The organism is Terriglobus sp. RCC_193 (genome assembly GCF_041355105.1).
GTDB lineage: Bacteria > Acidobacteriota > Terriglobia > Terriglobales > Acidobacteriaceae > Terriglobus.
On the sequence record NZ_JBFUPK010000002.1, the window covers coordinates 435,106 to 458,103 of the forward strand.

The 22,998-nt window shown below is 57.4% G+C and carries 18 protein-coding genes; 7 read left to right on the plus strand and 11 right to left on the minus strand.

Annotated features, from left to right (window positions below; genetic code table 11):
- Positions 1–62: 62 nt before the first annotated feature.
- From AB6729_RS10650 to AB6729_RS10665, 4 genes are all read right to left on the minus strand, one after another.
- A complete protein-coding gene (locus tag AB6729_RS10650) occupies positions 63–596 on the minus strand; it encodes a helix-hairpin-helix domain-containing protein (RefSeq protein ID WP_371081594.1) in 534 nt (177 codons plus the stop codon).
- A gap of 174 nt (positions 597–770) precedes the next feature.
- Positions 771–1,835 carry a LacI family DNA-binding transcriptional regulator gene (locus AB6729_RS10655; RefSeq protein WP_371081595.1) on the minus strand — a complete coding sequence of 355 codons (1,065 nt, stop codon included), beginning with the start codon at positions 1,833–1,835 and terminating at the stop codon, positions 771–773.
- Between the two features lie 233 nt (positions 1,836–2,068).
- Entirely contained in the window at positions 2,069–3,502 is a 1,434-nt protein-coding gene (locus AB6729_RS10660; protein ID WP_371081596.1) for a rhamnulokinase family protein, read from the minus strand.
- Positions 3,503–3,710: 208 nt separating this feature from the next.
- The gene (locus AB6729_RS10665) at positions 3,711–5,924 is read right to left on the minus strand and encodes a bifunctional rhamnulose-1-phosphate aldolase/short-chain dehydrogenase (protein WP_371081597.1); all 2,214 of its coding nucleotides are present in this window, start codon (positions 5,922–5,924) and stop codon (positions 3,711–3,713) included.
- A gap of 269 nt (positions 5,925–6,193) precedes the next feature.
- On the opposite strand from AB6729_RS10665, the gene AB6729_RS10670 reads away from it, so the two are divergent.
- Positions 6,194–7,042, plus strand: a complete 849-nt coding sequence (locus AB6729_RS10670) for a fumarylacetoacetate hydrolase family protein (RefSeq protein ID WP_371081598.1) — start codon at positions 6,194–6,196, stop codon at positions 7,040–7,042.
- 66 nt (positions 7,043–7,108) lie between these two features.
- Here the strand turns inward: AB6729_RS10670 and AB6729_RS10675 are convergent, their stop codons facing one another.
- The 4 genes from AB6729_RS10675 to AB6729_RS10690 form a co-directional block, all read right to left on the minus strand.
- On the minus strand, positions 7,109–10,570 hold the full coding sequence (locus AB6729_RS10675) for a beta strand repeat-containing protein (RefSeq protein ID WP_371081599.1): 3,462 nt from the start codon (positions 10,568–10,570) through the stop codon (positions 7,109–7,111).
- A gap of 321 nt (positions 10,571–10,891) precedes the next feature.
- Positions 10,892–11,332, minus strand: coding sequence for a VanZ family protein (locus AB6729_RS10680; protein WP_371081600.1), 441 nt, complete (start codon positions 11,330–11,332; stop codon positions 10,892–10,894).
- 5 nt (positions 11,333–11,337) lie between these two features.
- Positions 11,338–12,111 (minus strand): SDR family NAD(P)-dependent oxidoreductase, encoded by a 774-nt coding sequence (locus AB6729_RS10685; protein ID WP_371081601.1) that lies wholly within the window; start codon positions 12,109–12,111, stop codon positions 11,338–11,340.
- 29 nt (positions 12,112–12,140) lie between these two features.
- Complete coding sequence (locus tag AB6729_RS10690) at positions 12,141–13,634, minus strand: glycosyl hydrolase family 39 (protein ID WP_371081602.1); 1,494 nt, start codon at positions 13,632–13,634, stop codon at positions 12,141–12,143.
- A gap of 187 nt (positions 13,635–13,821) precedes the next feature.
- Between AB6729_RS10690 and AB6729_RS10695 the strand changes: the two genes are divergently transcribed.
- Genes AB6729_RS10695 through AB6729_RS10710 form a run of 4 tightly spaced genes read left to right on the plus strand, consistent with a single transcriptional unit; the run spans position 13,822 to position 17,578 of the window.
- On the plus strand, positions 13,822–14,607 hold the full coding sequence (locus AB6729_RS10695; RefSeq protein WP_371081603.1) for a (Fe-S)-binding protein: 786 nt from the start codon (positions 13,822–13,824) through the stop codon (positions 14,605–14,607).
- Positions 14,604–16,091 carry a LutB/LldF family L-lactate oxidation iron-sulfur protein gene (locus AB6729_RS10700; protein WP_371081604.1) on the plus strand — a complete coding sequence of 496 codons (1,488 nt, stop codon included), beginning with the start codon at positions 14,604–14,606 and terminating at the stop codon, positions 16,089–16,091. The genes AB6729_RS10695 and AB6729_RS10700 overlap by 4 nt, the downstream gene beginning before the upstream one ends.
- Complete coding sequence (locus tag AB6729_RS10705; RefSeq protein ID WP_371081605.1) at positions 16,084–16,740, plus strand: lactate utilization protein C; 657 nt, start codon at positions 16,084–16,086, stop codon at positions 16,738–16,740. Before AB6729_RS10700 ends, AB6729_RS10705 begins: the two co-directional genes overlap by 8 nt.
- A 10-nt stretch (positions 16,741–16,750) precedes the next feature.
- Entirely contained in the window at positions 16,751–17,578 is an 828-nt protein-coding gene (locus AB6729_RS10710) for a TIGR03435 family protein (protein WP_371081606.1), read from the plus strand.
- Here the strand turns inward: AB6729_RS10710 and AB6729_RS10715 are convergent, their stop codons facing one another.
- The gene (locus AB6729_RS10715) at positions 17,579–19,297 is read right to left on the minus strand and encodes a beta-xylosidase (RefSeq protein ID WP_371081607.1); all 1,719 of its coding nucleotides are present in this window, start codon (positions 19,295–19,297) and stop codon (positions 17,579–17,581) included. It abuts the gene before it with no gap.
- Positions 19,298–19,553: 256 nt separating this feature from the next.
- Between AB6729_RS10715 and AB6729_RS10720 the strand changes: the two genes are divergently transcribed.
- Together AB6729_RS10720 and AB6729_RS10725 are read left to right on the plus strand one after the other, a co-directional pair.
- Positions 19,554–20,630, plus strand: coding sequence for a YeiH family protein (locus AB6729_RS10720; RefSeq protein ID WP_371081608.1), 1,077 nt, complete (start codon positions 19,554–19,556; stop codon positions 20,628–20,630).
- A 98-nt stretch (positions 20,631–20,728) separates the two neighbouring features.
- Positions 20,729–21,364, plus strand: coding sequence for a DUF2306 domain-containing protein (locus AB6729_RS10725; protein WP_371081609.1), 636 nt, complete (start codon positions 20,729–20,731; stop codon positions 21,362–21,364).
- A gap of 30 nt (positions 21,365–21,394) precedes the next feature.
- On the opposite strand, the gene AB6729_RS10730 is transcribed toward AB6729_RS10725, so the two are convergent.
- On the minus strand, positions 21,395–21,847 hold the full coding sequence (locus AB6729_RS10730; protein WP_371081610.1) for a cupin domain-containing protein: 453 nt from the start codon (positions 21,845–21,847) through the stop codon (positions 21,395–21,397).
- A 54-nt stretch (positions 21,848–21,901) separates the two neighbouring features.
- Positions 21,902–22,768 carry a DUF1080 domain-containing protein gene (locus AB6729_RS10735; protein WP_371081611.1) on the minus strand — a complete coding sequence of 289 codons (867 nt, stop codon included), beginning with the start codon at positions 22,766–22,768 and terminating at the stop codon, positions 21,902–21,904.
- Between the last annotated feature and the right edge of the window lie 230 nt (positions 22,769–22,998).

Sequence of the window (22,998 nt, forward strand, 5' to 3'; positions counted from 1 at the left end):
CTAACAGAAAGTCAAAGAGCGGCCTTGAAGGCCGCTCTTTTCTATGGCTGACTTACTCTGATTTAGAACTGCAGATCCGCTGCGTGCGAATCGAATTTCGCGGCGTCAATGCCCGGCACTTTCTTCAGGTCGTCAATGGTCTTGAAGGTGCCGTTCTTATCGCGGTAGGCCACGAGTGCCTTCGATTCGTCGTCCGTAAGGCCCAAATCTGTGGCGAGTTCGGTGGCAGATTCCGTATTGACGGCAATCTTGTGTGCCGCGGCGGGAGCGGGAGCGGTCGCACCTGCGCTGTCCAGACCGTAGTTCTTCGTCACGTAGTCCAGGATGGCCTGAAAGTCCTCATCAGATCCCGTGGCGCCATAGCCCACCATCTTGGTGATGGTCGCTGTCCATCCATCGCGGTCCTTGTGCTGGCCGGTGATGTTGGTGATGGAGTGGCACTTGGTGCAGGTGGCCACGGTAATGTCCTTGCCGGGGCCTGCGGGCATCTGGTCCGCAGCGGACTGGGCGGAGACAGCGCTGCCCAGGGAAACACCCCAGACCAGCAGCGGAAGGCCAAACGTTAAGCTAAGAAGGACCGGTTTTGCATGCTTCATGTGTTCTCTGTCACCCATAAAAAGAATTACAAACAATGAAGACCCGGGGCGCGGACGTGCGTTGCGGTCAGCGGGCCAAGCGATGCAATACACCTTTGCACCCGCCTGACGGCAGGCGGCGAACTTTGCAGTAGGATTGCAGCGGTTATTCCGACGCGTCCAGTGTATCGCGTTTCATCCGCGTTTTTTGCTGCGGGGACGCGCCGTTCCGCGCGCGCCGTGCGGTTCACTGCTGGATTCTCGCACCACAAGCGTTGCCGGCAGGCGAACGGTCTCCAATGGCAGCGGGGTTTCGCCGCTACTGCGGATGCGGCGTAAAAGGACCTGTACGGCCCGCGCGCCGATATCTGCCGCCGGCTGAACAATGGTGGTGATGCCGGGACGGAAGAAGTCCTCGCCGTTGAGCTCATCAAAACAAACCACTGCCACATCACGCGGCGTTTCCAGGCCGAGCGCGTAGAGCGCCTTCAACATTCCCAGCCCGGTGACGCCATTGGTGGCGAAGATGGCTGAAGGGCGTTCCCGTGCTCCGAGCAGCCCCTCCTGGCAGACGCGAGCAATCTCTCCCTGCTGGAAACCGGCCTGCCAAACAAGTCGTTCACGTACTTGCAGACCGTGGTGTTGCATCGCCGTGCGATAGCCACGAAGGCGCGCCTGCTCATTGCGCAGCGTGGGCGGCCCGGTGATGACGGCGATTTCGCGATGACCGCGCTCCACCAGATGCGAGACGGCCATCGCGGCGGCTCGTGCATCGTCCACGCAGACGGAATCAACGGCAAGCCCTTCGGGCAGACGATCGAGGCAGACCAGCGGTGCTTGCGCGGTAACAGATGTCGCCTGTTCTTTCGTCCATCCGTGACCACCGGCGGCAACCAGCAGCGTGCCTTCACTGCGCTGCGACCGCAGCAGTTCCAGCATGGCGCTTTCACGATCGTGATCGTTTTCGCTGTCGAGCACCATCAGGAAGTAGCCCGCTTCGCGCGCGGCAGACTCCGCACCGCGAATGATGTGTGGATAGAACGGTACCGTGATGTCCGGCACCACAATGCCCAGCGTATGCGTGCGATTGGTGCGCAGGCTGCGGGCGATCAGATTCGGCTGGTAGTTCAGTTCACGGATGGCCGCCAGCACACGCTGACGCGCCGCTTCACTGACGCCGGCGACGCCATTGACAACATTCGAAACCGTTCCGGCCGAGACGCCTGCCAGCTTGGCCAGCTCTTTTTGCGTGGGTGCCATTGCACTGGAATTGTAGCGGGAAATAAGGCTGTAGCGAGCATTCCAGTGCAATGCAACAACACATTTCGTACCCCAGCCGTGGTAGTCATGGAGTATGTTCCTGCATCCGACCGCGTCCAAAACAGAAACCACGCTGGTGCAGGCTGTTGTGGAATCCAGCACCCATGATCTGATCTGCTGCAAAGCCTGCGGATGCTACCGTGGGCCGATTCAGAAAACGAATGAGACCCCTCTCAGAATGCAGTTCGTAGTGTTGCAGCCCATTCCGCAATGCTTTGTGCATCTGCAGAGTTTTCCAGCGCTGCCATCTGCACCGCGAAGTTGCCCAGCGTGGAGGATTCCATCGCACCACGGACCACTTCTAACCCCGTTGCCAGTGCTGTGAGGCGGTTCAGCACTTCGTTGCGACTGCCTCCGCCTACGATGTAGACCTTCTTCAGCTTCTTGCCGGTGATGGATGCGATCGCATCAAGCACTTCTGCATAACGGAAGGCGAGGCTATGCAGGATGAGCGCGGTGATTCCCGGTGCATCTTCGGGATAAGGCGAGAGTGTGGGATGACCGTTCTCCGCAAGCTGCCGATTGATGCGGGCGGGCATATCGCCGGGCAACAGCAGATCGGGAGCGTCCACGTCGATGAGGTATTGCGGCTTCCCCAATGCTTCGGCCAGCGGTAGCAGTTCTTCGTATGTCCAGTCACGCCCCGCTGCGCGCCAGGTGTCCAGGCAGTTGCGCAGAAGCCACATGCCATTCACATTCTTGTGGAAGAGGATGCGTCCGCCTGCAGCGCCAAAATTAGTCAGGTTCTCGTCACGTGCGGGCTGCGAGTTGTTCGGTTCTTTCAGCAGCGTTCCCACCAGAGACCACGTGCCGCTGGAGATGTACGCCCAATCCTCTGCAGCATCAGGAATGCCAGCGATGGCCGATGCCGTGTCGTGGCAGCAGGGCGCAATCAATTGCGTATCGCGGAATGCAGGCAACGATGCGAGCGGCCCGCTGAGTTTGCCCACGATAGTTCCCGGCGGCACGATGGGAGAAGCCATCTCGGGATCCAGATCCAGCTTCTCAAAGATGCCGGTGGCCCATTCGCCGCGATGCAGATCGATAAGTTGCGTATGCGTGGCGTTGGTGTACTCGCTGACTGCCTGGCCGCCCAGCCGATGGAGGATGTACTCCGGCAGATGCAGCCATCGCGTCTGCGGCATGCCCGCCATCTTGTCCGCGTAGAGCTGATAAAGCGTGTTGATGCGCATGATGCCGATGGCAGTAAGCACGCGCATCTGCGACGCGGGAAGAATCTGATGCACAGCCTCTTCGCTGGCAATGTTGCGCACATCGCGATAGCAATAAGGATCGCCAATGGCCGCGCCATTTTCGTCGAGGCGCGCATAGTCCACGGCCCATCCATCCACCGCGATGGAACGGATGCCTTCCGTGGCAATCTCCGCGGACTTTTTCAGGCCTTCGTTAAGGCCCGCTTCAATCTTTGCCAGGTTCCAGCGGAGTCCTTCGGGTGTTTCCACCGCGTTATTCGGAAAACGATGCACCAGCGTGCTCTGCGGACCATTTGCGGTCCAGCGCAGCAATGAGACGCGGCAGCTTTCCGCTCCAAGGTCGATGGCGATGAGTGCACGTGTGTCGGCGGGTGTCACTGTGTGCTTCTCCATAGGATCGTTTCTGGCTGTCATTACTGAGCGAAGCGAAGAATCCCCACGGTGCTGGCAGTGGCAATGCACTTGAGAGTTTCTTGTGAGAAAGCTCGAAGCTATATCAGTGATTAAAGATGCCCAGGGATTCTTCGCGTTGCTCAGAATGACAGCTCTTTGTTCTGCAACGGATGACCGGAAGCAGAGGTGCTTCCGGTCATCTGCGTTCTTAACGGAGGAAGGCTTCCGGCAGACCACCATCCACGGGAATGAGGTGGCCGCTGGTCACCGGAGCCTTGGGGCCACCGATAAAGAGGATTGCCTCTGCGTTGTCCTTCGGATCAATGGGAACATGCGTGAGCGTGCGGCGTGCGTAGAACTCCGCCAGCTTGTCGCGCAGGTCATCATCGCTGTCGTTCTCTTCGAACGCGATGTTGTACTTCGCAAGCGAAGCCTTCACGCGATCGCGCGGGAACATGGTCGATCCCTTTACGACAGTGGCCGGACTGATGCCATTCACACGTACATCGGGCGAGAAGGTGATGGCGAGTTCACGCACCAGGTGGCTAAGCGCCGCCTTGGAGATGTCGTAGACTTCGCTTCCCTTCTTCGGCACCACAGCGTTGGCCGAGCTGGTGAGCACGATCGACGAACCCTTCAGACCCTGCGCCTTGAAGACCTTGTTCGCTTCATCGCCCAGCAGCCAGTTGGCGGTCACGTTGATCTCCAGCGTGGTGGCCCACTGCGCGTCGCTGATGACGCCCGAGGGCGACGATGGGAAGATAGCCGCGGTGTTGACCAGAATGTCGAGACCGCCGAAGGCCGCGACAGCTTTGTTGAGTGCTTCGCGGATCTTCTCACGATTGCGGATGTCGATGGTGACACCGATAGCCGCTTCCTTGCCCGCAATGGCCTGCGCCTCTGCCGCAACCCTATCCGCACCTTCCTGCGTCAGGTCGGCAACGACAATGTGTGCGCCACGCTGCGCTGCGAGCAATACCGTCTCCCGGCCGATGCCGGAGGCTCCACCGACGACCATGACGATGCGGCGGCTTAGCTCCTTCTCAGGTGGCTGACGCTGAATCTTGGCCTCTTCCAGCGCCCAGTATTCAATGCGAAAAGCCTCGCTGGGCGGCAGTGCAACGTAGTTCTCTTCCGTAGCGAAGGCCGACGTATCCGCCGCAGGGCCGGACTGTGGCAGCACCGGCGGGCATTTGCCTTCGCCAAGCTGACCAGCGCCGCCCATCACGTGGATGGCGTTGGTGTAGAACTCGCCGGTGATGCGGCTTTCGGCCTTGTTCTTGCCGAAGCTGAACATGCCCACACCCGGGATCAGAACGACCGTCGGATTGGGATCGCGCATCTTCGGCGATTCGGGCAACGCGTGGTTGGAATAGTACTGCGCATACTCCTTGCGATACGTTTCCAGCGTGGAGGCGATGGCCTTCTTCAGCGATTCGACATCGCCACCCTTCACGTTCCACTCCACGTACATGGGGCGAATCTTGGTGCGGATGAAGTGGTCCGGGCAGGAGGTGCCCAGGTGCGCCAGCTTCTTTGCGAACGCAGAGTTCACAAACTCCAGCACATCTTCCTTGTCGCTGAAGGTGCCGATGAGGCGCTGCCTTTGCGAGACGCCGCCGCGGATAATCGGCATCAACTGCGCTGCAAGAACTTCGCGCTCGGCGTGGTTCGCGTGCTTAGCCCCACCAAAGGCAGGCGCGCCCTTCTTCAGATTGTGCGCTTCAATGAACTGGCCGATCTGGTCAATGATCGTCACCGTGTTCAGATAGCTTTCCCGCTGCGTTTCGCCCCATGTGAACAGGCCGTGTCCGCCCAGAACGATGCCATCGCAGCCGGGATTGTCCGCAACTGCCTTCGTCAGCATCATGCCCAGTTCAAAGCCCGGACGTTGCCAGGGAACCCAGACGATCTTGTGGCCAAACTCCGCGTTGAACTGCTCCATCTTCTCTTTGCCGTTGGCCGATGCAGCCAGCGCAATACCCCAGTCAGGATGCAGGTGATCGACGTGCGGGAAGGGAAGATAGCCGTGCAGCGGCGTATCAATGGATGCGGGCGTGGGGTTGTTGTTGAAGGTGCAGAGGGGGTACATGGCCACCATCTCGTCCTCAAGGTCCACACCGCGGTAGCGTTTGACCAGCGCCAGCAGCTTGTCGAGATAGAGCGTGGCAAAGCCCGAACGCTTGATGGAACCCAGGTCGCCGCCGGAGCCCTTCACCCAGAGGACCTTTACGGTCTCGCCGGTCAGCGGATCGATCTCATCGAGCTTCGACGAGGTGTTGCCGCCACCAAAGTTGGTCAGGCGCAGGTCTGATCCCAGCAGGTTCGAGCGATAACGGAGCAGTTCCGCAGGATCAAGCTTTGACGCGATGGCGTCGTCCCAGCGGTCTTCCAGAAACTTCAGCTTTGCAGTGCTTTCCATGAGGTCCCTTCTGAACATTCCAAGCGCCGCCAGACGGGCGAAGAAGGCCAAGCCGTCTTTGCCCTAAAGTCCGCGGACGCCCGCATCATCGCACAGCGAAAGTGGAGTTGGCCACGCTCGCTGAGAGAATTTTGAATCGTCTCAATTCTACGCGCAAATTTTTACTCGCGTCCGTGTGGCTGGACAAATTCCCCGCCCTTTCATCGCCCGGGCGAGCAGGACCATGCCGCCGCAAAGTACAGTGGTTGGCAGAGGAAACCTAACCGACCATGAAACTTGTTCGTTATGGCCGTCCGGGACACGAGCATCCCGGCATTGTGGCTCCGGATGGAACCGTGCGTGATCTGACCGGTATTGTGCCGGATATTGCCGGCGACGCCCTGCGCCCCGAGGCGCTAGCAGAACTGGCCGCGCTGGATCTGAATCGCCTGCCCACTGTCGCGGCGGGAACGCGTATCGGCGCCTGCGTGGGCCACGTGGGCAAGTTCCTGTGCATCGGCCTGAACTACGCCGACCACGCCGCGGAATCCGGCATGGAAGTGCCGAAGGAACCTGTTGTATTTATGAAGGCCACCTCATCCATCTGCGGCCCCAATGACGGCATTGTGATTCCGAAGGACTCCGAGAAGACGGACTGGGAAGTAGAACTGGGCATAGTCATTGGCCGCGAAGCCCGCTACGTCTCCAAAGCGGACGCGCTGGATTACGTCGCTGGATACTGCGTGATCAACGATCTCTCCGAGCGTGCGTTTCAACTCGAAGGCACAGGCCAGTGGGTGAAGGGCAAGAGTGCCGACACCTTTGGGCCCATCGGCCCGTGGCTGGTAACGAAGGACGAAGTGCCCGATCCGCAGAACCTGAAGATGTGGCTGGAAGTAGACGGCCACCGCTACCAGGACGGATCAACAAAGACGATGGTGTACGGCGTGGCGCATCTCGTCAGCTACTTGAGCAAGTTTATGAGCCTGCAACCGGGCGACATCATCTCCACGGGCACGCCGCCGGGCGTGGGCCTGGGACAGAAGCCGCCGGTGTACCTGAAGCCGGGACAAGTGGTGAAGCTAGGCATTGAAGGACTTGGAACGCAGACGCAGAACGTGACAGCGTACAGCGCGTAGTTGAAACTATGAGCCGACAAATGGGGGCAGGCCGCATAGCCTGCCCCCATTCTTTTCGGGCGGAAATTATTGGACAGTAACGGTAATGGATTGAGTAGCAGTGACACTGCCGCTCGTGGCGGAGACGATGTAGGTGTAGGTGCCTGCGGCCGTCCCATTGGGATTCGACGTTGTGCCGGAACCTCCACCAGCACAGCCGGTCAAACCGAGGCTCACAAAGAGCAGCAGGGTTAGCAGGCTAGCGGCACGCACTGCGCTGCCTGCGCGTCGCACTGCGAAAAGGGCTACCGACAGCATTCCCAGTAGCACCATGTACGCCAGTCTGCCATGGTGAGGCAATGCAGCCACGCCCGCCGTCTGCGTTCGCGATGTAGTGGTGATGGTAACGGTCGCTGTCGCTGTGCCGCCCGCAGTGAGCGTCACAGGAGACGTAACGGTGCAAGCCGCCTCCGTTGGGGGAGCGCCCTGTGTTGTACAAGTGAGCGCAATGCTACCCGCAAAGCCGTTTGTCGAAGTGAACTTCAATGTGCCTGTCGCTGTGCTGCCTGCAGTTACCAGAAGTGTTGTTGACGTACTACCAGACGTGTTATCGCCAAGAGTAAAGCTAGGAGCGGGGATACCTGTACCACTTAGTATTGCCGCCGGGATTGCAACCTTAGCGTTCGACGTGACAACAAGAGTTCCGGTACGGGAGCCCACGAGTGTGGGTGTAAAGACGACGACGATATCGCACGCTGCGCCTCCGGCAAGCGATGTTCCGCATGTGGTGGTCTTGCTGAAATCGCCTGTCGTCGTAATGCCGCTAATGACGAGCGTGTCATTCCCGGTGTTGGTGAGTACAAATGTTTGCGGTTGAGAGGATGTGGTAAGGGCAACCAATCCGAAGTCAGTTCCGCTGGTAAGTGAAGCCTGTACGAGCGTGCCCGTGCCGCTGAGCGAGACGGGCGGAATAGTTGTAGTGGCGTTGGTTGTGACCGTGAGGGTACCAGCACGTGAGCCCATAGCCGTGGGGTTGAATGTTACGGAGATGTTGCAGGTTTCGCCTGGGGCCAACGATGCGCCGCATTGATTTGTCTGGCTGAAATCCCCGGTTGTGGCAATGCCTGAAATAGAGAGAGTGCCAGTGCCTGTGTTTGTAAAGGTGAACGATTGGACTGCAGAAGGGCTACCCACTGATGTGGATGGAAAATCACCTCTTCCCACAAGCGTTCCTGTATACGAAATACCTTTCCCACTAAGAAGCAAGGACGGTACTGCGCCAGTTAGGCTGGTAGTTGAGACTGAGAGAGTGCCAGTCCGTACACCGCCTGCGGTGGGTTTAAACGTAACTGCGATGGCGCATTGTGCACCAACTGCAAGCGACGTGTCACATTGATTTGTCTGACTAAAGTCGCCCGTCGTAGCGATGCTGCTAATTCCAACAACGCTACCGCTCACGTTCGTCAACATGATGTTCTGCGGTGTTGAAGTAACGTTTACGTCTGTGCTCGGAAACGCACCTGTACCAACGAGCCTTGCGACAGTTGGAGCAGAGGTCCCCACAAGTGTAATGGTCTGCGTATATCCCGATGCGGTGGACGCCAGGGTGAAGGTGCCTAAGCGCGTTCCTATGGTGAGCGGGCGGAAGGTTATTGTGATGTTGCAGCTATCACCTGCGGCGAGCGTGAGACCGCATGTATTTGTCTGCATGAACTCCGGCGCGGTATATACCGCGAGCGAGGTAATGTTCAACGAGATTGAACTTGTATTGGTAAAGACGAAGGTCTGCGAAGCCGTGGATTGGACCGCCGTTAGCGGAAATGTAGCATTGCCCGTGAGACTGGCTGTGGGTTGTTGCGATACATCAAAGGGATTGCTGGTGGTTGATACCTTATAAGGCCCCACGGTAAGCGAAGCAGTGAGCTTATCTGCTGTCTGAACGCTCGTGACATAAAGATTTGAGAATGCCGCAACACCAGTGGAGTCTGTCCTTGCAGAGGTTTGTCCGCCTAAAGCGCCAGTCTGGACAGTGGCAGTCACCAGACTGTTAGCTTGTGCGAGATTCTGACCGCTCTCCTGAATGCGTACCGATGGGGCGGGTGCGATAGCTACATTGGCAACTGCTGAGACAGGCTGCTGGGAAAAATTCAATCCGTAGTTCGTTTGCACGGAACCGGAATCCTGGCAGAGATCCGTCCCATAAGTTGTGGCGCGTGGCAAGCCACGCTGATCCTTCCCGGTAGCGTTCGTTGGAGTAATAGTGCATAGTGCCACGCTCCCGGGCAGCGGCAGAATTGTCTGCGTAGGACCACCATAGTTAGCCAGCAAGGAGAGATTGGCAGCCGTCGTGCCAACTGCGACAGTGTTGCCAGTACCTGAGATCACCGAGTTAGGCACTGGAGTAACAGTGAAGTATGAGGATGGATTTTGGAATTGAACTGAAGTGATCGAGCCGCTTTGTGGTGCGATTACCAAGGTGGATCCGAAACCCTGCGCGGAGAGTGCAGAGTAATAATTATTCGAGATATACCCACCAAAATAAGAAGCCAGACTGTCGGCGGTTGAATATTGTCCATATCCGCCGTTGACCGTTATAACCTGGCCATTGGAGAGTGTGACGATCATTGTGATCGTGCCACTCTCATTGGCCCCGTTAGGCTCACTGCCAGCAAAAACGAAAGCTTGTCCGGTATTGCTGCAACCAACACCATCACACTCATTACCGCCGGTATCGCCGCTGAGGATGCTGTTTGTCACGCGGGAGAGGCCGCTGCCGTTGTTGATGTAAACTGCGGCTCCCGAACGCGAAGCGCTGTTGCCGGTAAATGTGCTGTTGTCAATCGACCCCACACTGGCTATTCCAATGTAGATGGCACCACCATCTGTCGATGAGATGTTGCCCTGGAAGGTCGAACCAGAGACTGTGAGATTTCTAGCGGTAACGACAGGCCCTGTCGAATTGGGTCCAGTGCTATAAATGGCACCGCCGTATGACGAAGCAGAGTTTCCATTAAATGTTGAATTTTGAACGACTAGAGTGCCGGAATTACGGATAGCGCCACCACTGATAGTGGAATTGCTTGAGAAGGTGCATTGCGAAACCGCAATAACACCAGCAGCGTCTACGGCTGGTGCGCCATGCGTAACGGTGAGGTTATTCAACCCTGAATTTGTGACCGTCCCGGCGACCGTGAATGCAGTATGTCCGCCACCGTGAATGCTGATGAGATTCGTCAGCATGGGACCACTGCCTGCGGTTAGCCCCTGTACTGTGGTGTAGCTAGGTAATGAAAGTGCGGTCGCACCAAGCTGGATGGTCCCTGGGTTCCCGACGGCTGCAAGCGAGGAAGCGAAATTAACAGTAACCGGGACTGTGCCCGACGACCCGTTGAACGCAGCAGCGGCGGCAAGAGCATCGCGCAGACTGCAGCTTGCATCAAGCGAAACACCTGATGTTTGGTTAGTACAGTTTGCCGCGATGCCTGAAGTGGGGTCGGTTAACGTGGTGACGGTAAAAATGGCTTGGGCTGAAGAGGCGGCAACACACATTGTTCCCATCAACAGGAGCCCAGTGAACCGAACCAAGGATGAGAAGGAATATAGAGGCAGAAGGCGACGCAAAGGCATTCAAGAGTCCCGTAAGTTGTATCTGTAGGATTCGCCGAATATACCCCCTCGAATGCTTCAAGACAATATCTTTGAAAGAATGGCGTGGATACGGATGCTCAAGGAAAAGCGGCATGGTGACGGAACACCGCTTGTATCAATTGATTCGTCAAAGCGGATCGCCGTCCGATCACACATTTGCAATTGAGTTTCTTGATCCGCGTGCAGGCGTACTCTTTCACATTCGGATGAGGGGATGGTTTTCTACTTGCGGAAAATCCTGAAACATCCGAAGCCGATACACACACCTAGAGCGTTCAGCAGGATGTCGTCTACATCGAAGATGCCGACGCGGAAGATTACTTCCAGAACTTCCATCAACAGGCCAGTTCCTACAGCGAGTGCGACTGTCTTTGGCCACGTCATCTTCCGATAGATCAGCGGGACGAGAAAACCTACCGGGATAAACGGAAGGATGTTGCCGAGGAGGTTCACCTTGGCTATGAGTCCGTGGCCGTGACCGCGAAGCTGCGGCAGGATCGTTTTGAATGGGACAAGATTCGCGGGGCCGGTCTGCGTACGGCCGCCGAAGCGGTAGCGCATGCGGCCGATTTGGATGGTTGGGATTGCCTTGAAGACGATGAAGCGGATGAGCAGCGCGCTCCACAGAACCAGTGCCACTGACGGGAATAGACGCTTCTTCATAACGTCTACACCCAGCCGCCATCAACGATGAAGCTTTGATTGGTGATGGCTGAGCTATCATCCGCTGCCAGGAACAGCACGGTGCGTGCCACGTCGTCCGCATAAAGATGGCGTTTGATTGCCTGCCGCGACATAACTTCTGCGGTATATTCCGCTGTCATCCACAGACGTTTCTGCCGCTCCGTGAGGATGGCCCCGGGAAGCACTGCATTCACACGGATATTGTCCTTGCCCACTTCGTGCGCCAGCGTTCGTGTGAGGCCAACGATGGCGGCTTTTGCTGTGACGTAAGCGGGAAGGCCGGTGGACGGGATGATCCACGAGATGGAGCTGAGGTTGATGATGGACCCGCGTTGCTGACGCTGCATGGCCGGCAATACTGCTTGTGACAGGAAGAACTGGTGCCGCAGATTTACCTGCATGGCCGCGTCCCACATCTCCGGTGTGACGTCTTCGATACGATGTCGCGTGTCGTTTCCTGCGTTATTCACCAGCGCATCCACTGTGCCGTGCACCTGTTCAATCTGCGCGGCAACGCTGCGTAGTGCTGCAATGTTTGTTAGATCGCAGTGATAGTACGCGGGCTCTGTATGACCCGCAGAAGCAACGCGTTCGATGAGTGCCTGCGCTGCTTCATCCTGAATATCCAGGAACGCCACACGTGCGCCTTGTGCGGCGAAGGCCTCCACAATCGCTTCACCGATACCGCTGGCACCGCCAGACACAATGACGGAGCGATTGCGAAGGCTTGGGTAAACGGCAAAGGTAAAGGTTTCCATTGCCGTCCATTGTATGGAAGCGGATGTTGCTACGGCACATCAATAACAGCAACTTCAAATGGTTCCAGCGCAACTTCGCTACCGCTGATAGCTTTCTTCGCTGGAGGATTGTCGCCTGTGCTGGGTGCAACGTATGTGATAGATTTCGCCGTGTCGGCACCAAGCTTCAGTGTCTGCGGTACAGCACGCTTATTCAGCACAAGGATCTTCTTGCCACGCGCCGTAGCGAAAGCCTGCACAGTTATATCGCTACCCGCGCTGGTGGTGGCAACGAGTTTGTCGCCGGGACCCAAATTGTCATGCAGCAGCTTCAGCGTCCAGAAACGCGCATTGGGCTGGGCCGTGTTGTAGTCCATCATGCTGACGGATGGATACTGCGTGGGATAGCCGACGAGCTGCGATTCACCCACCACGTCAATCCCCATCTGCGCAGACTTCACGTAGAGATACGCGTACAGCGCGGATGCAAGGTTCCAGTAACCTTCGGGTTCCGCTACAGTGCCTTTGCCATTGTTGCTGTCGCTGTCCGTGGGGAGAATGACGCCGAGTTCGTTCAGGTCAGTCTTCGTTGCGGGCATCATGCGCTGCTTGATCTGCTCAATGAACTTGGTGCCGGTAAGAAAGCCGTCCGCCTGATCGAAGAAGGTGTACTGCATGGCCGCAATGGGTTCGCCACGAGGCGGAGTCGCATAAAAGTGGTAACTAATGCAGTCCACATCCACGCCGGGCTTATGGTTCTTCGGGTTCAGGAAGTATTCCCACATGGCGCCGTCGTCGCGCGGAGCTGCCGCGGCAATCGCCACAAATTTCAGATCGGGCTGCACCTTGCGCATGGCTTCCACCACGGTGTCGAAAAATTTCGTATAGCCCTCGGGTGTCCAGTGGTGCTCAAAGTCGATTTCGTTCAACACTTCCCAATACGCAATCTTGTAGTGGTGACCGCTGGCGTGCCATTTGCCGTTTTCATCGGTAAGGCCGCCCTTGGTGTACCAGCTCAGCAGACGCGCGTAATAATCAGCGGCCTGTTTGTAGGTGGGATCGACGATCTCCGTTCCCTGCGTGTACCCCCAGAAAACCTGGTTGGGATCAGACGGGTAGGTCACAGGCTTGTCCGTCTTCCACATCCATGCGGGTATGGTGCTGAAGTTCAGCATCACGCTGTGGCCCGCGGTGGCCTGCATGAAGTCATCCAGGGTGGGATCAATGTATTGGAAATCCCAGCTTGTCCGTTCTTTTGTGGGCGGCTCCAGCTCGGCCACCGCCTGCCTGGGGTAGGGGAGCCAAGGCACATAACGCACATAATCCGCGCCGAGCAGCTTCAATGCAGCAAAGGAACCATCGTGCAGTTTTGCGCCGCGAAGCAGTTGCGGGTTCACAACCACCTGCAGCGTCGGTGTGGTGCGCGACACGGTAACGGTCTTTGTCCAGTCCACACGCACGGCTGGAGCAGGAGGCAGTTGCGCGGTTGCAAGCAGAGGGATACCCGCAAGTCCGACTGCAAGAACAGAAATCCAGTGAGGCATACGCATCCGTTTCTCCTTCGCTGCACGCAAATGGCCTGCCAGTGAAACGCCATGAGCCTAACGCGCCTATGGGGTGTGCGCAAGTTGCTAATGGGAAGGCCATAGCCTCCCGATGCACTCCGGTAGTAGCATGGCTGGTGAAAGATTCTGTTTGGACTGAATCGTTTCATATCAGGGAAAAACTGCCTTGCGCATTCATCTGTTCATCGCCTGCTACAACGACACGCTGTTCCCACGCACGGGCATGGCCGTGGTCAACCTGCTGGAGCGCCTGGGGCACGAGGTGGTTTTTCCCACCAGCCAGACCTGCTGCGGCCAGATGCATTACAACACCGGCTATCACGCGGAAGCGTTGCCCATTGTGCAGAAGTTGCTGCATGAGTTTCTGGATGCGGAGACCATCGTTGTCCCCAGCGCAAGCTGCGTGGCCATGATGCGCGACCATTACGAACTGATGGCGCACAACGCGAACGACCTGCACATGATGGGCGACGTGAAGAGTTTTCTGCCGCGTGTGTTCGAGTTCAGCGAGCTCCTCACTGACAAGCTGGGGCTGACTGACGTGGGCGCGTATTTTCCGCATCGTGTGACGTATCACCCAAGCTGCCATTCGCTGCGGCTGTTGCACGTGGGCGATCGGCCCATCCGTTTGTTGCAGGGTGTGGAAGGCCTGGAGTACACGCCGATGGAAGGCAGTGACCAGTGCTGCGGATTCGGCGGCACGTTTGCCGTGAAGAATGCAGAGGTGTCGTCTGCCATGCTGGCGGACAAGATCGGCTGCGTGAAGAAATCGAATGCAGAGTTTGTAGCAGCACTGGATAACTCCTGCCTCATGCAGATTGATGGTGGACTGCATCGCGAATTGGGTTCACGGGATCGCATTCGGACAGTACATCTGGCAGAGATATTGAACAGCACCCGCGAAAATCCGCTGACCGCGGAAGCGCTGGCATGGGAAGGAGCCACCGCATGAGCGTTCGCGTGGGCCACACCGCGGAGAAGCCTGCATTCCCGATTCTTGCGCATGAGTTGTTGCAGGACGACCAGACACGGCGCAATGTGCGCCATGCCACCGATGTCATTCGCAATAAGCGTGCGTTGCGCGTGGAAGAGATGCCGGATTGGCAGGACCTGCGCACCACGGCGCACGCCATCAAGACGCATACGCTGCTGCATCTGCCGCATTATCTGGAAGAGTTTGAGCGCAACTGCATCCGCGCTGGCGGACAGGTGCATTGGGCGCAAGATGCGGATGAAGCCAACACCATCGCGATTCGCCTGATTCGCAAAGCAGCAGAACGACAGGCGGTGGAACATCCTGAGGTCATCAAGGTGAAGACCATGACCTCGGACGAGATCGGTATGAACCGCGCGCTGGAGCAGCAGGGCATTACTCCGTGGGAGACCGATCTGGCTGACATGATCGTGCAGATGGCGAAGGACGAGCCATCGCACATCGTCGTTCCCGCGCTGCATAAGAATCGCCACCAGGTGCGTGAACTATTCCTGCAGAACATGGGGCTTACGGAACTTGGCACCGAAGCCGAAGATTTAACCGGGGCCGCTCGACATTATCTGCGCAAGAAATTTCTCGAAGTGGGCATCGGCATCAGCGGCGCGAATTTTGCCATTGCAGAAACAGGCAGCGTTTGTGTTGTCGAAAGCGAAGGCAACGGACGCATGTGCGTCACCATGCCGAAGACGCTGATCACACTCATCGGTATTGAGAAAGTCATTCCGAAGTTCGATGATCTGGAAGTGTTCCTGCAACTGTTGCCGCGCTCCGCAACGGGCGAACGCATGAACCCGTACAACAGCATCTGGACAGGCGTCACGCCGGGCGATGGACCGCAGGAGTTTCACGTGATCCTGCTGGACAACGGCCGCACACGCATGATGGCCAATGTCCGCGAGCGCGAGACGTTGAACTGCATCCGTTGCGGCGCATGTTTGAATCAGTGCCCTGTGTATCGCGAAACAGGCGGTCATGCCTATGGATCGATTTACTCTGGCCCCATCGGCGCGATTCTTTCGCCGCAGTTGAATGACATGAAGCATTCTCGCTCGTTGCCATATGCTTCATCGCTGTGTGGCGCGTGCTATGAAGTGTGCCCTGTGAAGATCAATATCCCGGAGACGCTGATTCATCTCCGCGGCAAGATTGTTGCGCAGGACCAGAACACGCTTGCCGGAAAACTCTCGCAGGAGAGCATGGGCATGAAGATGGCAGCGCATCTCTTCGAACATCCGAAGCAATACGAAGCCGCGCAGCGCCTGGCACGCACCGGACAAGGCCTGTTTGAGAAGGATGGCCAACTGGTGAACCTGCCTGGCATGGCCGCGGGATGGACGCAGTTCCGCGATCTGCGTGTGCTTCCAAAACAGAGCTTCCGCGAGTGGTGGAAGCGCAGCCATGCAAACCGCGGCGACGGCAGCACCGGAGTAGGCAATGACTGACGCGCGTTTCACCGTACTGGACACCATCCGTCGCCAGCTGGAAGCAGATCCTGACGTGGAGATGCTGATTGGCGAATCGCCCGAAGCCGCGTATGCCCGCATCCCGCGCGCTTATCAGCGCACCGCAAATCTGAACCGTGAAGAGACTTTGGAACTCTTCTACGACCGGCTGCGCGATTACGATTCCGAACTTATCTTCACGGATGAAGCGGGTGTTGCAGAGGCTGTTGCCCATGCCATGCGTGAAGCAAACGAAACGCTTCTACTTGTTCCCGCCGGGATTCCACAGGAGTGGCTGCCACGGAACGACGTGCAAGTACGCCGCGATTTTGATCTGCCCTTGCAAACGCTGGAAGAACCTCGCGTGGTGCTTACGCCGTGCACCGTGGCCATTGCGATGAGCGGCACCATCATCCTGGAACATAGCGACGATCAGGGCCGCCGTGCAGCAACCTTGCTACCCGACCACCACATCTGCGTGCTCTGGCGCAACCAGGTGGTGGAGACGATTGCAGAAGCGCTGCAACGCATCACGCATCGCACTTCTCCCATCACCACCATCGCAGGGCCATCCGCCACCAGCGACATTGAGATGACTCGCATTCGCGGCGTACATGGGCCAAGGCGGCTGACTGCCATCATCCTGTAAAACAGATGCCATGAGATTCCTCCGCCTGCTGCCGCTGCTGTTCGCCGTCGCGCTTCCTGCGCAACAACCGGCAACACCGCCGGGCGGCGCGCCGGTGCCGTGGGATACCATCTCGATTCATGTCACAGATCCAGCACGTGCTGACAATGGCTTCGAACACAACGTGGCGAATGGACTGTCTCAACATGCCATGACCATAAATTTCTTCATTGCGGCGGCTTATACCTTCACCATCTTTCCGTCGAATGACCTGCTTGAAGGTTTGCCGGATTGGACTAAAGAAACCCACTATGACGTGGAAGCGCGCGTGGCGCCGGAAGATGTGGCTGCCTATAAGAAACTGACGAGTCTTTCCATTCCAGATACAGTAAAGGCTTTTTCCGCGCAGCAGTACACCGGCGAGATGCTAATGGCTCAAGCGCTGCTAGTGGAACGTTTTCACCTGAAGGTTCACACCGAGATGCGCGAACGCAATGTGTTCCTACTCACCCTTGCCAAGGGTGGCCTGAAGATGAAGCCGGCCGCGGACCCGGCGCACGGCTCTCTAAATTTCTCGCGCGGGAAGTTGTCGGGCAGGGGAGTTCCCGTTTCCTTCATTGGCAGCATCCTGGGCATGCCTGCGGGCGGCATCGTGGTGGATAGATCAGGCGCAGACGGGCAATACGATTTTGAATTGCACTACGCTCCGGAGGATATGAGCCCGTCCGAAGCCGGGTCAAGCAACGATCCGGATTTCTTCATCGCTATCCAGGAACAGCTTGGGTTGAAACTGACACGCGGCAAGGCACAGGTGCCGGTAGTAGTCATTGACCACATCGAAAAGCCCACCGATAACTAGCTACCAATCGAAGAGAAACAACGCCACACTTTGCGCGGGTAGAGCAACCGAGATGGTCACGTTTGCGTTCTTCACTGCGACACGATGTGCTGGGCCTGTCGACTGCAGACCATCGACGGACTTCAGTCTACGGAGTTGATCCGGCGTGGGATGAGCAGGAGAGCCGAGTTGCTGCCACACCGTGTAGGCATTGCTGTGTGTGCTGTCAATGCGGTATTCCGTCACGCGTACGGTATGTACGGTGTTGGGAAGTTGCGTCATCGTGAGTTGGACTGACGCCGCTGTTGTGGATGCCGCGGCGTCGTTGTAATTCCACAACATGGAAGCGACGCTGTGAGAATCGCGGGTAGCCATGCCTGCAACGTCGGGCTCGCCACGAATCCCCTCGGCGAGCGCCTTGTCGAGCGGAACTTCGGCGCTGCTGGTTACTGACACACGTGTGCCGCTCATCTTTGCTGCCATGCGGAAGAAGTTCAGAATCGGCTTGTCGACACCATTGGTAGAAAGATCGCGAAAGCCTTCAAATGAGTCGCGATCCTCAAACTCAAACGACCAGCTCAACATGCTGATGAGGTTGACACCATGCTTATCCGCAAGTTCGAAGAGCCGCTTATATGCCGCTGCTGTGTAGGCCGGATACAGCGTGCCGTTACGGTAGTTGTTCGCAGGATTGACCTTGCTGGAACAAGCTGCACAACCCTCCGGATCAGCCTCGGAGAGAATGATGGGCAGTGGCTTGAACTGCGGATAACTTGCGATAAGCGAAAAGCCCCGATCTACATCGCGCAGTTCGCTGCGGATACCCATGGCGACTTCGCCATTCTGGATAATCGGCTGGCCCTTCGCGTGAAAGCTGATGAAGTTGAGAGGAATGGCGTTGCCATCGGCTGCGCTACGATCATCGCGTACGTGATCGAGAAAGGCCTTAAGAAATGCATATGCCTTGTCAGAGCGCGGACTGGTTGTCGCGGGACCACCAACAATCGCATTGGGAAGAGCAGCACGTACTCCAGCTACGGCGTAGTCGTACAGCTTGAAGTAATCCTGCGGTGAGCCGTGCCAGTAGTCGATGTCCGGCTCATTCCATACTTCGAAATACCATCGCCGCACGGCATCGTGGCCATAACGCTGCACAAGATGCTGCGTAACCATGCGGCACAGTTCACCCCACTTCGCATAATCCTTTGGAGGATTGTTGCTGCGACCGCTGACGGTGCTTGCCGGATAGTGCACCTGGTACGGTTCGGGGCGTCCTGGTACATCTGCTGCCAGGTCTTTCGGCATAAAGCCAAGCTCCACCATCGGTCGCACACCGGCATCGCGATACGCATCAAAGATACCGTCAAGCAGCGTGAAGTTGTACATGGGCTTCCCATGCTCATCTTCGCTGTAGACGCCGGTGGAACTCCACTTCAGTTCCGGTACACCGTTGCCGCTGGTCAGCATGTGATGAGCACGAATGGTAATGGGTACAGGGCTGAGATCATGCAGTTCCTTCATCAACGTGCGACCGTCGCGCATCGTGGTGAAGTTCGCTTCGTCGTAACCGAACCATGCGTAAATTGGTTTGTACGCGCCTATACGTTGATCGAGATCAACCTTGATGGTTACCGGATGGGCTGTTTCTCCAGATGGCGTGTGCTGCGCAACGGCAGAACTTGCAATCGCAAATAATCCGGATAGTACGCATGACGTCCACTTCACACATTTTCGGTTCACAGCAGCACTCCCCGAACTAAGGCTCAGACTGCAAGCCTACTACTGCCTGAATCGGTCCACGGCTGAACGTGCTTCCACTGAAAGACAGGTTTGCATAACAGTAGCTGACAGCCTTATCTTCATAGAACCCATGACAATACCTTCACGACGTGTTTCTGCTGATACCTGGGCCGTGCTGCTTGCACTGGCGCTGGCTTTACTGGTGCGCTTTGGCGTGTTCAACGTTGTGCCCTGGTAAAGGTTCGGGAGACCACTGATGATAGATACTCGTCCTGACACTTCATCTAATGCTGCCCTGAATCTGCTGCGCACACTGCCGGGCGTTTTGTTGTTATTTGTTGTTGGTTATGCAGGCAAGTTTCTTGAGCAGTTCATCGCTCGTTACGGCAAGACACATCATCTTGTGTTGCCGAACATCGAGTATGTGCTGTGGGCCATTCTTATTGGGTTACTCATCTCCAATACCGTTGGCGTGCCGAAGGTCTTCCGCAGCGGCGTGGCCACGTATGAGTTCTGGCTGAAACTCGGCATCGTGCTATTGGGCGCTCGATTCCTGATGGGCGACATTCTGAAGCTGGGCGGCCTGGCGCTGGCTCTGGTGTTTGTTGAGATCATCCTTGCGCTTGCTTTTATGACCTGGCTGGGCAAGCGTTTCCGGCTGGCTCCAAAGCTGGTTTCGCTGCTGTCTGTTGGCGCTTCGGTGTGTGGTGTCTCCGCCATCATTGCCACGCAGGGCGCGATTGATGCGGATGAAGAAGATTCGTCCTACGCGATTGCGGCCATCCTTGCTTTGGGTGCGGTGTCGCTGTTTCTGTTTCCGCTGATTGGTCATGCACTGCACCTCAGCGATCAGGCTTACGGTGTATGGACGGGATTGGCCGTAGACAACACTGCGGAGACAGCCGCGGCAGGCGCGCTGTATTCCGATGCGGCGGGTAAGGTCGCCGTTCTGGTGAAGACATGCCGCAATGCCATGATCGGCTTTGTTGTGCTGGGCTACGCCATCTACTGGGCGTCAAAAGGACAAGCTGCAGGCGTGGAAAACAAGGCAGCGTTTTTGTGGAAGAAGTTTCCGAAGTTCGTCCTGGGTTTTCTGCTGATTTCTACGCTGGCCAGCGTGGGCTTCTTCTCCAGGACAAACCTGCTGGCGCTGGGAAATCTTTCGCGATGGGCGTTTCTGCTGACGTTCGCCGGTGTTGGCCTGCGCACCAGCTTCCGCGACCTGAGCCGGCAGGGTGTGCGTCCGCTGATGGTGGGTGTCATTGGCGAAGTGGTCATTGCGGTGATGACACTTGCGCTGGTGTGGGGTGTAGATCGCGCCTTTCATCTCTGATTGGCCATCGCAGTCATCAGAAATAAACAGGTAAGAACCAAGCCATCCTGCGCTACACTTCGCGCAGCCCCCGCCATCTCAAACCGAGGTTGCCTCCTATGGCAACGCTTCCTGCATCCGCTGCACCCGGAACACCGGCACACCGTCTGCGTCCACGTCACTATCTCTGGATAGTGCTGGGCATCATGGGACTTAGTGTTCTGGCCTACACAGACTATCCAACCTTTCTCGGCTCCGACCCGCTCCATGCACGAGCGCGCTTTCTGCGAGAACTGGTAATCCTGATACCGCATGCTGTCTGTGGCGTAACTGCGATGGTCCTGGGGCCATTCCTGTTCTCCACGCGCTTTCGGCAGCGCCACCTGTTGCGGCATCGCGTGATGGGCCGCGTGTATGTGATCTGCATTGCAGTCGCTGCTCCCACGGCATATCTTCTGGAGCCGAACATCGCGAATGGCGTCGGCGGACTGTTGTGGGCCGCATGCACGTTTGCTGCTTACCAGACCGCTCGCAATCGCCAGATACAGGCGCACCGGCAATGGATGGTGCGCTCTTACCTGTTCACACTGAACTTTATCTTTACGCGTGTTGCCAATCCGGTGCCTGCGTGGGTCCACCTCAGCGATGAGCGATTCTTCCTGATCCTCATGGGCCTCTTCGCGGCTTACCTGTTCTTCCCGGACATCTACTTCAACTGGCGTGAACTTACGACCAGCCGCAAAGCCGCGGCGTAATGAGCAACGACAGTTCTAACTTGAGATCGTTCAGGCGCTCTTTGCCAGCATCTTGGTGAAGTAGAACGTCATCTGTGTTGTGCCGGTGTTGATGATGCCGTGCAGCACGTTGGCCTCTGCGTACATCATGTCGCCGGGGCCCACGTGGGTGGTGATGCCATCCACCACAATCTCGCCGGTGCCTTCCGCGATGATGACGAGTTCCTCTTCCGGGTGACGGTGCGGTGGGTGGGGGCGCGCGCCGGGCTCCAGCGTCACCAATCCCGATGCCAGCGCCGCGAGTTGCCGTGTGGGGCCGTTGAAGTGGGTCTTCGCCTTCGCTCCGGGGCTGTCGCCGGTGGCTTGGAGGCTGGAGGACTTCACCACGGAGCTCTTGAGCGGTGGCCCGTTGCGCACGGTGTCCACATGCGTAGTCCCCTGTGAATGCTGGACGAGCGCAGAGGGCAACACGCCCGCCGCTCCGAGAAAGTCTCTCCTGTTCATTCCCTCTCCTGACGACTGATTGCGTTCGGCACTGAGAGCACCAGCATACGATGCCTATTGATCAAAGGTGCGCAGCCAGATATTGCGCACGCTGATCCTGCACGGCTGTGACTCGATCTCGAAGCCGATATTGCCGCTCTGGTTGTTAGCGTCGTTCGGGTTGTCGTCGACGAAGATGGCCATCAACTGGCCGTTCATGATGTGCATCATCACACCGCCGCGCGCAATGATTTCGTAATCGTTCCACTCGTTGGTGCGGACGTACCCACCCAGGCCCTGGCGGTCGCCGATGTTGGCTACGAGGCGGTTGCCGTCGCCGGGGAGGGCCTGGGTTACCTGCCCCCGGTAGGCCAAGATGCCCTGCATGGTGTTCTCGGAGTACCACTGGCCGGTATGTTGCTGCGCGGCCTTGTTCACGGGGAACCAGAAGTCTGCCTGTGGGCCGGTGAGCAGCCACTTCGCCGGTGTGCCGTTGGGGCCTGCGCCAGCGGGCTGCGGCCGCGTCCAGGGTGTTCCGGCGTGGGAGCGGTACTGGATGCCGCCACCGCCACCCTTCTCGATCTTCATCTGGAGCTTCAGGTCGAAGTCGCGGGTCTTCTTGTCCGTGTAGACGATGTAGCTGTTGCCGCGTGGCTTGTCCTGCAGGGTTTCGCCGACCATGAGGCCGTCTTCCACCCGCCAGATGGTGGGATCGCCGTCCCATCCTTTGAGTGAGGCGCCATCGAATATCTGCGTGTAACCGGTGTGCGCGTCGATGTCGTAGGGCAGCGGCTCATGGAACTTCGGCATGCCGATGAGGGTTTCGCCGTTTGGGCCGGTGACCGGTGGACGGACTGGTTGTGATTCCAACTCCCTTGGCACGGACTGTGCGGAGACGGAAACGGCGGTTGCGAGAAACAGAAGTGCGACGTACTTGCGCATGGATAACCCCCTCCCCCCTTGTTTTCTAAAATCGTCATTCGAAACGGCTTACACCGGAGGGTGGGCGTAAAATCGTCTTCCCATTGGGGTTACGGGCAAAATCGTCATTCCATTGGATTTACATGTAAAAGTGGGCCGGTTCATGCGTTCGCAAAGGGGCTACTCCTTCATTGTAAGCATCCGGAACAGGAAACATGCCACCCGCATTCTATTGATTTGGAAAGAGTTAT

Bases quoted from the DNA above. Each gene is read 5' to 3' on its own strand.
- AB6729_RS10665 (WP_371081597.1), bottom strand. From the start codon at position 5,924: ATGGAAAGCACTGCAAAGCTGAAGTTTCTGGAAGACCGCTGGGACGAC.
- AB6729_RS10660 (WP_371081596.1), bottom strand. From the start codon at position 3,502: ATGGAGAAGCACACAGTGACACCCGCCGACACACGTGCACTCATCGCC.
- AB6729_RS10730 (WP_371081610.1), bottom strand. From the start codon at position 21,847: ATGAACAGGAGAGACTTTCTCGGAGCGGCGGGCGTGTTGCCCTCTGCG.
- AB6729_RS10700 (WP_371081604.1), top strand. From the start codon at position 14,604: ATGAGCGTTCGCGTGGGCCACACCGCGGAGAAGCCTGCATTCCCGATT.
- AB6729_RS10735 (WP_371081611.1), bottom strand. From the start codon at position 22,768: ATGCGCAAGTACGTCGCACTTCTGTTTCTCGCAACCGCCGTTTCCGTC.
- AB6729_RS10705 (WP_371081605.1), top strand. From the start codon at position 16,084: ATGACTGACGCGCGTTTCACCGTACTGGACACCATCCGTCGCCAGCTG.
- AB6729_RS10680 (WP_371081600.1), bottom strand. From the start codon at position 11,332: ATGAAGAAGCGTCTATTCCCGTCAGTGGCACTGGTTCTGTGGAGCGCG.
- AB6729_RS10670 (WP_371081598.1), top strand. From the start codon at position 6,194: ATGAAACTTGTTCGTTATGGCCGTCCGGGACACGAGCATCCCGGCATT.
- AB6729_RS10710 (WP_371081606.1), top strand. From the start codon at position 16,751: ATGAGATTCCTCCGCCTGCTGCCGCTGCTGTTCGCCGTCGCGCTTCCT.
- AB6729_RS10655 (WP_371081595.1), bottom strand. From the start codon at position 1,835: ATGGCACCCACGCAAAAAGAGCTGGCCAAGCTGGCAGGCGTCTCGGCC.
- AB6729_RS10725 (WP_371081609.1), top strand. From the start codon at position 20,729: ATGGCAACGCTTCCTGCATCCGCTGCACCCGGAACACCGGCACACCGT.
- AB6729_RS10650 (WP_371081594.1), bottom strand. From the start codon at position 596: ATGAAGCATGCAAAACCGGTCCTTCTTAGCTTAACGTTTGGCCTTCCG.
- AB6729_RS10675 (WP_371081599.1), bottom strand. From the start codon at position 10,570: ATGTGTGTTGCCGCCTCTTCAGCCCAAGCCATTTTTACCGTCACCACG.
- AB6729_RS10720 (WP_371081608.1), top strand. From the start codon at position 19,554: ATGATAGATACTCGTCCTGACACTTCATCTAATGCTGCCCTGAATCTG.
- AB6729_RS10690 (WP_371081602.1), bottom strand. From the start codon at position 13,634: ATGCCTCACTGGATTTCTGTTCTTGCAGTCGGACTTGCGGGTATCCCT.
- AB6729_RS10685 (WP_371081601.1), bottom strand. From the start codon at position 12,111: ATGGAAACCTTTACCTTTGCCGTTTACCCAAGCCTTCGCAATCGCTCC.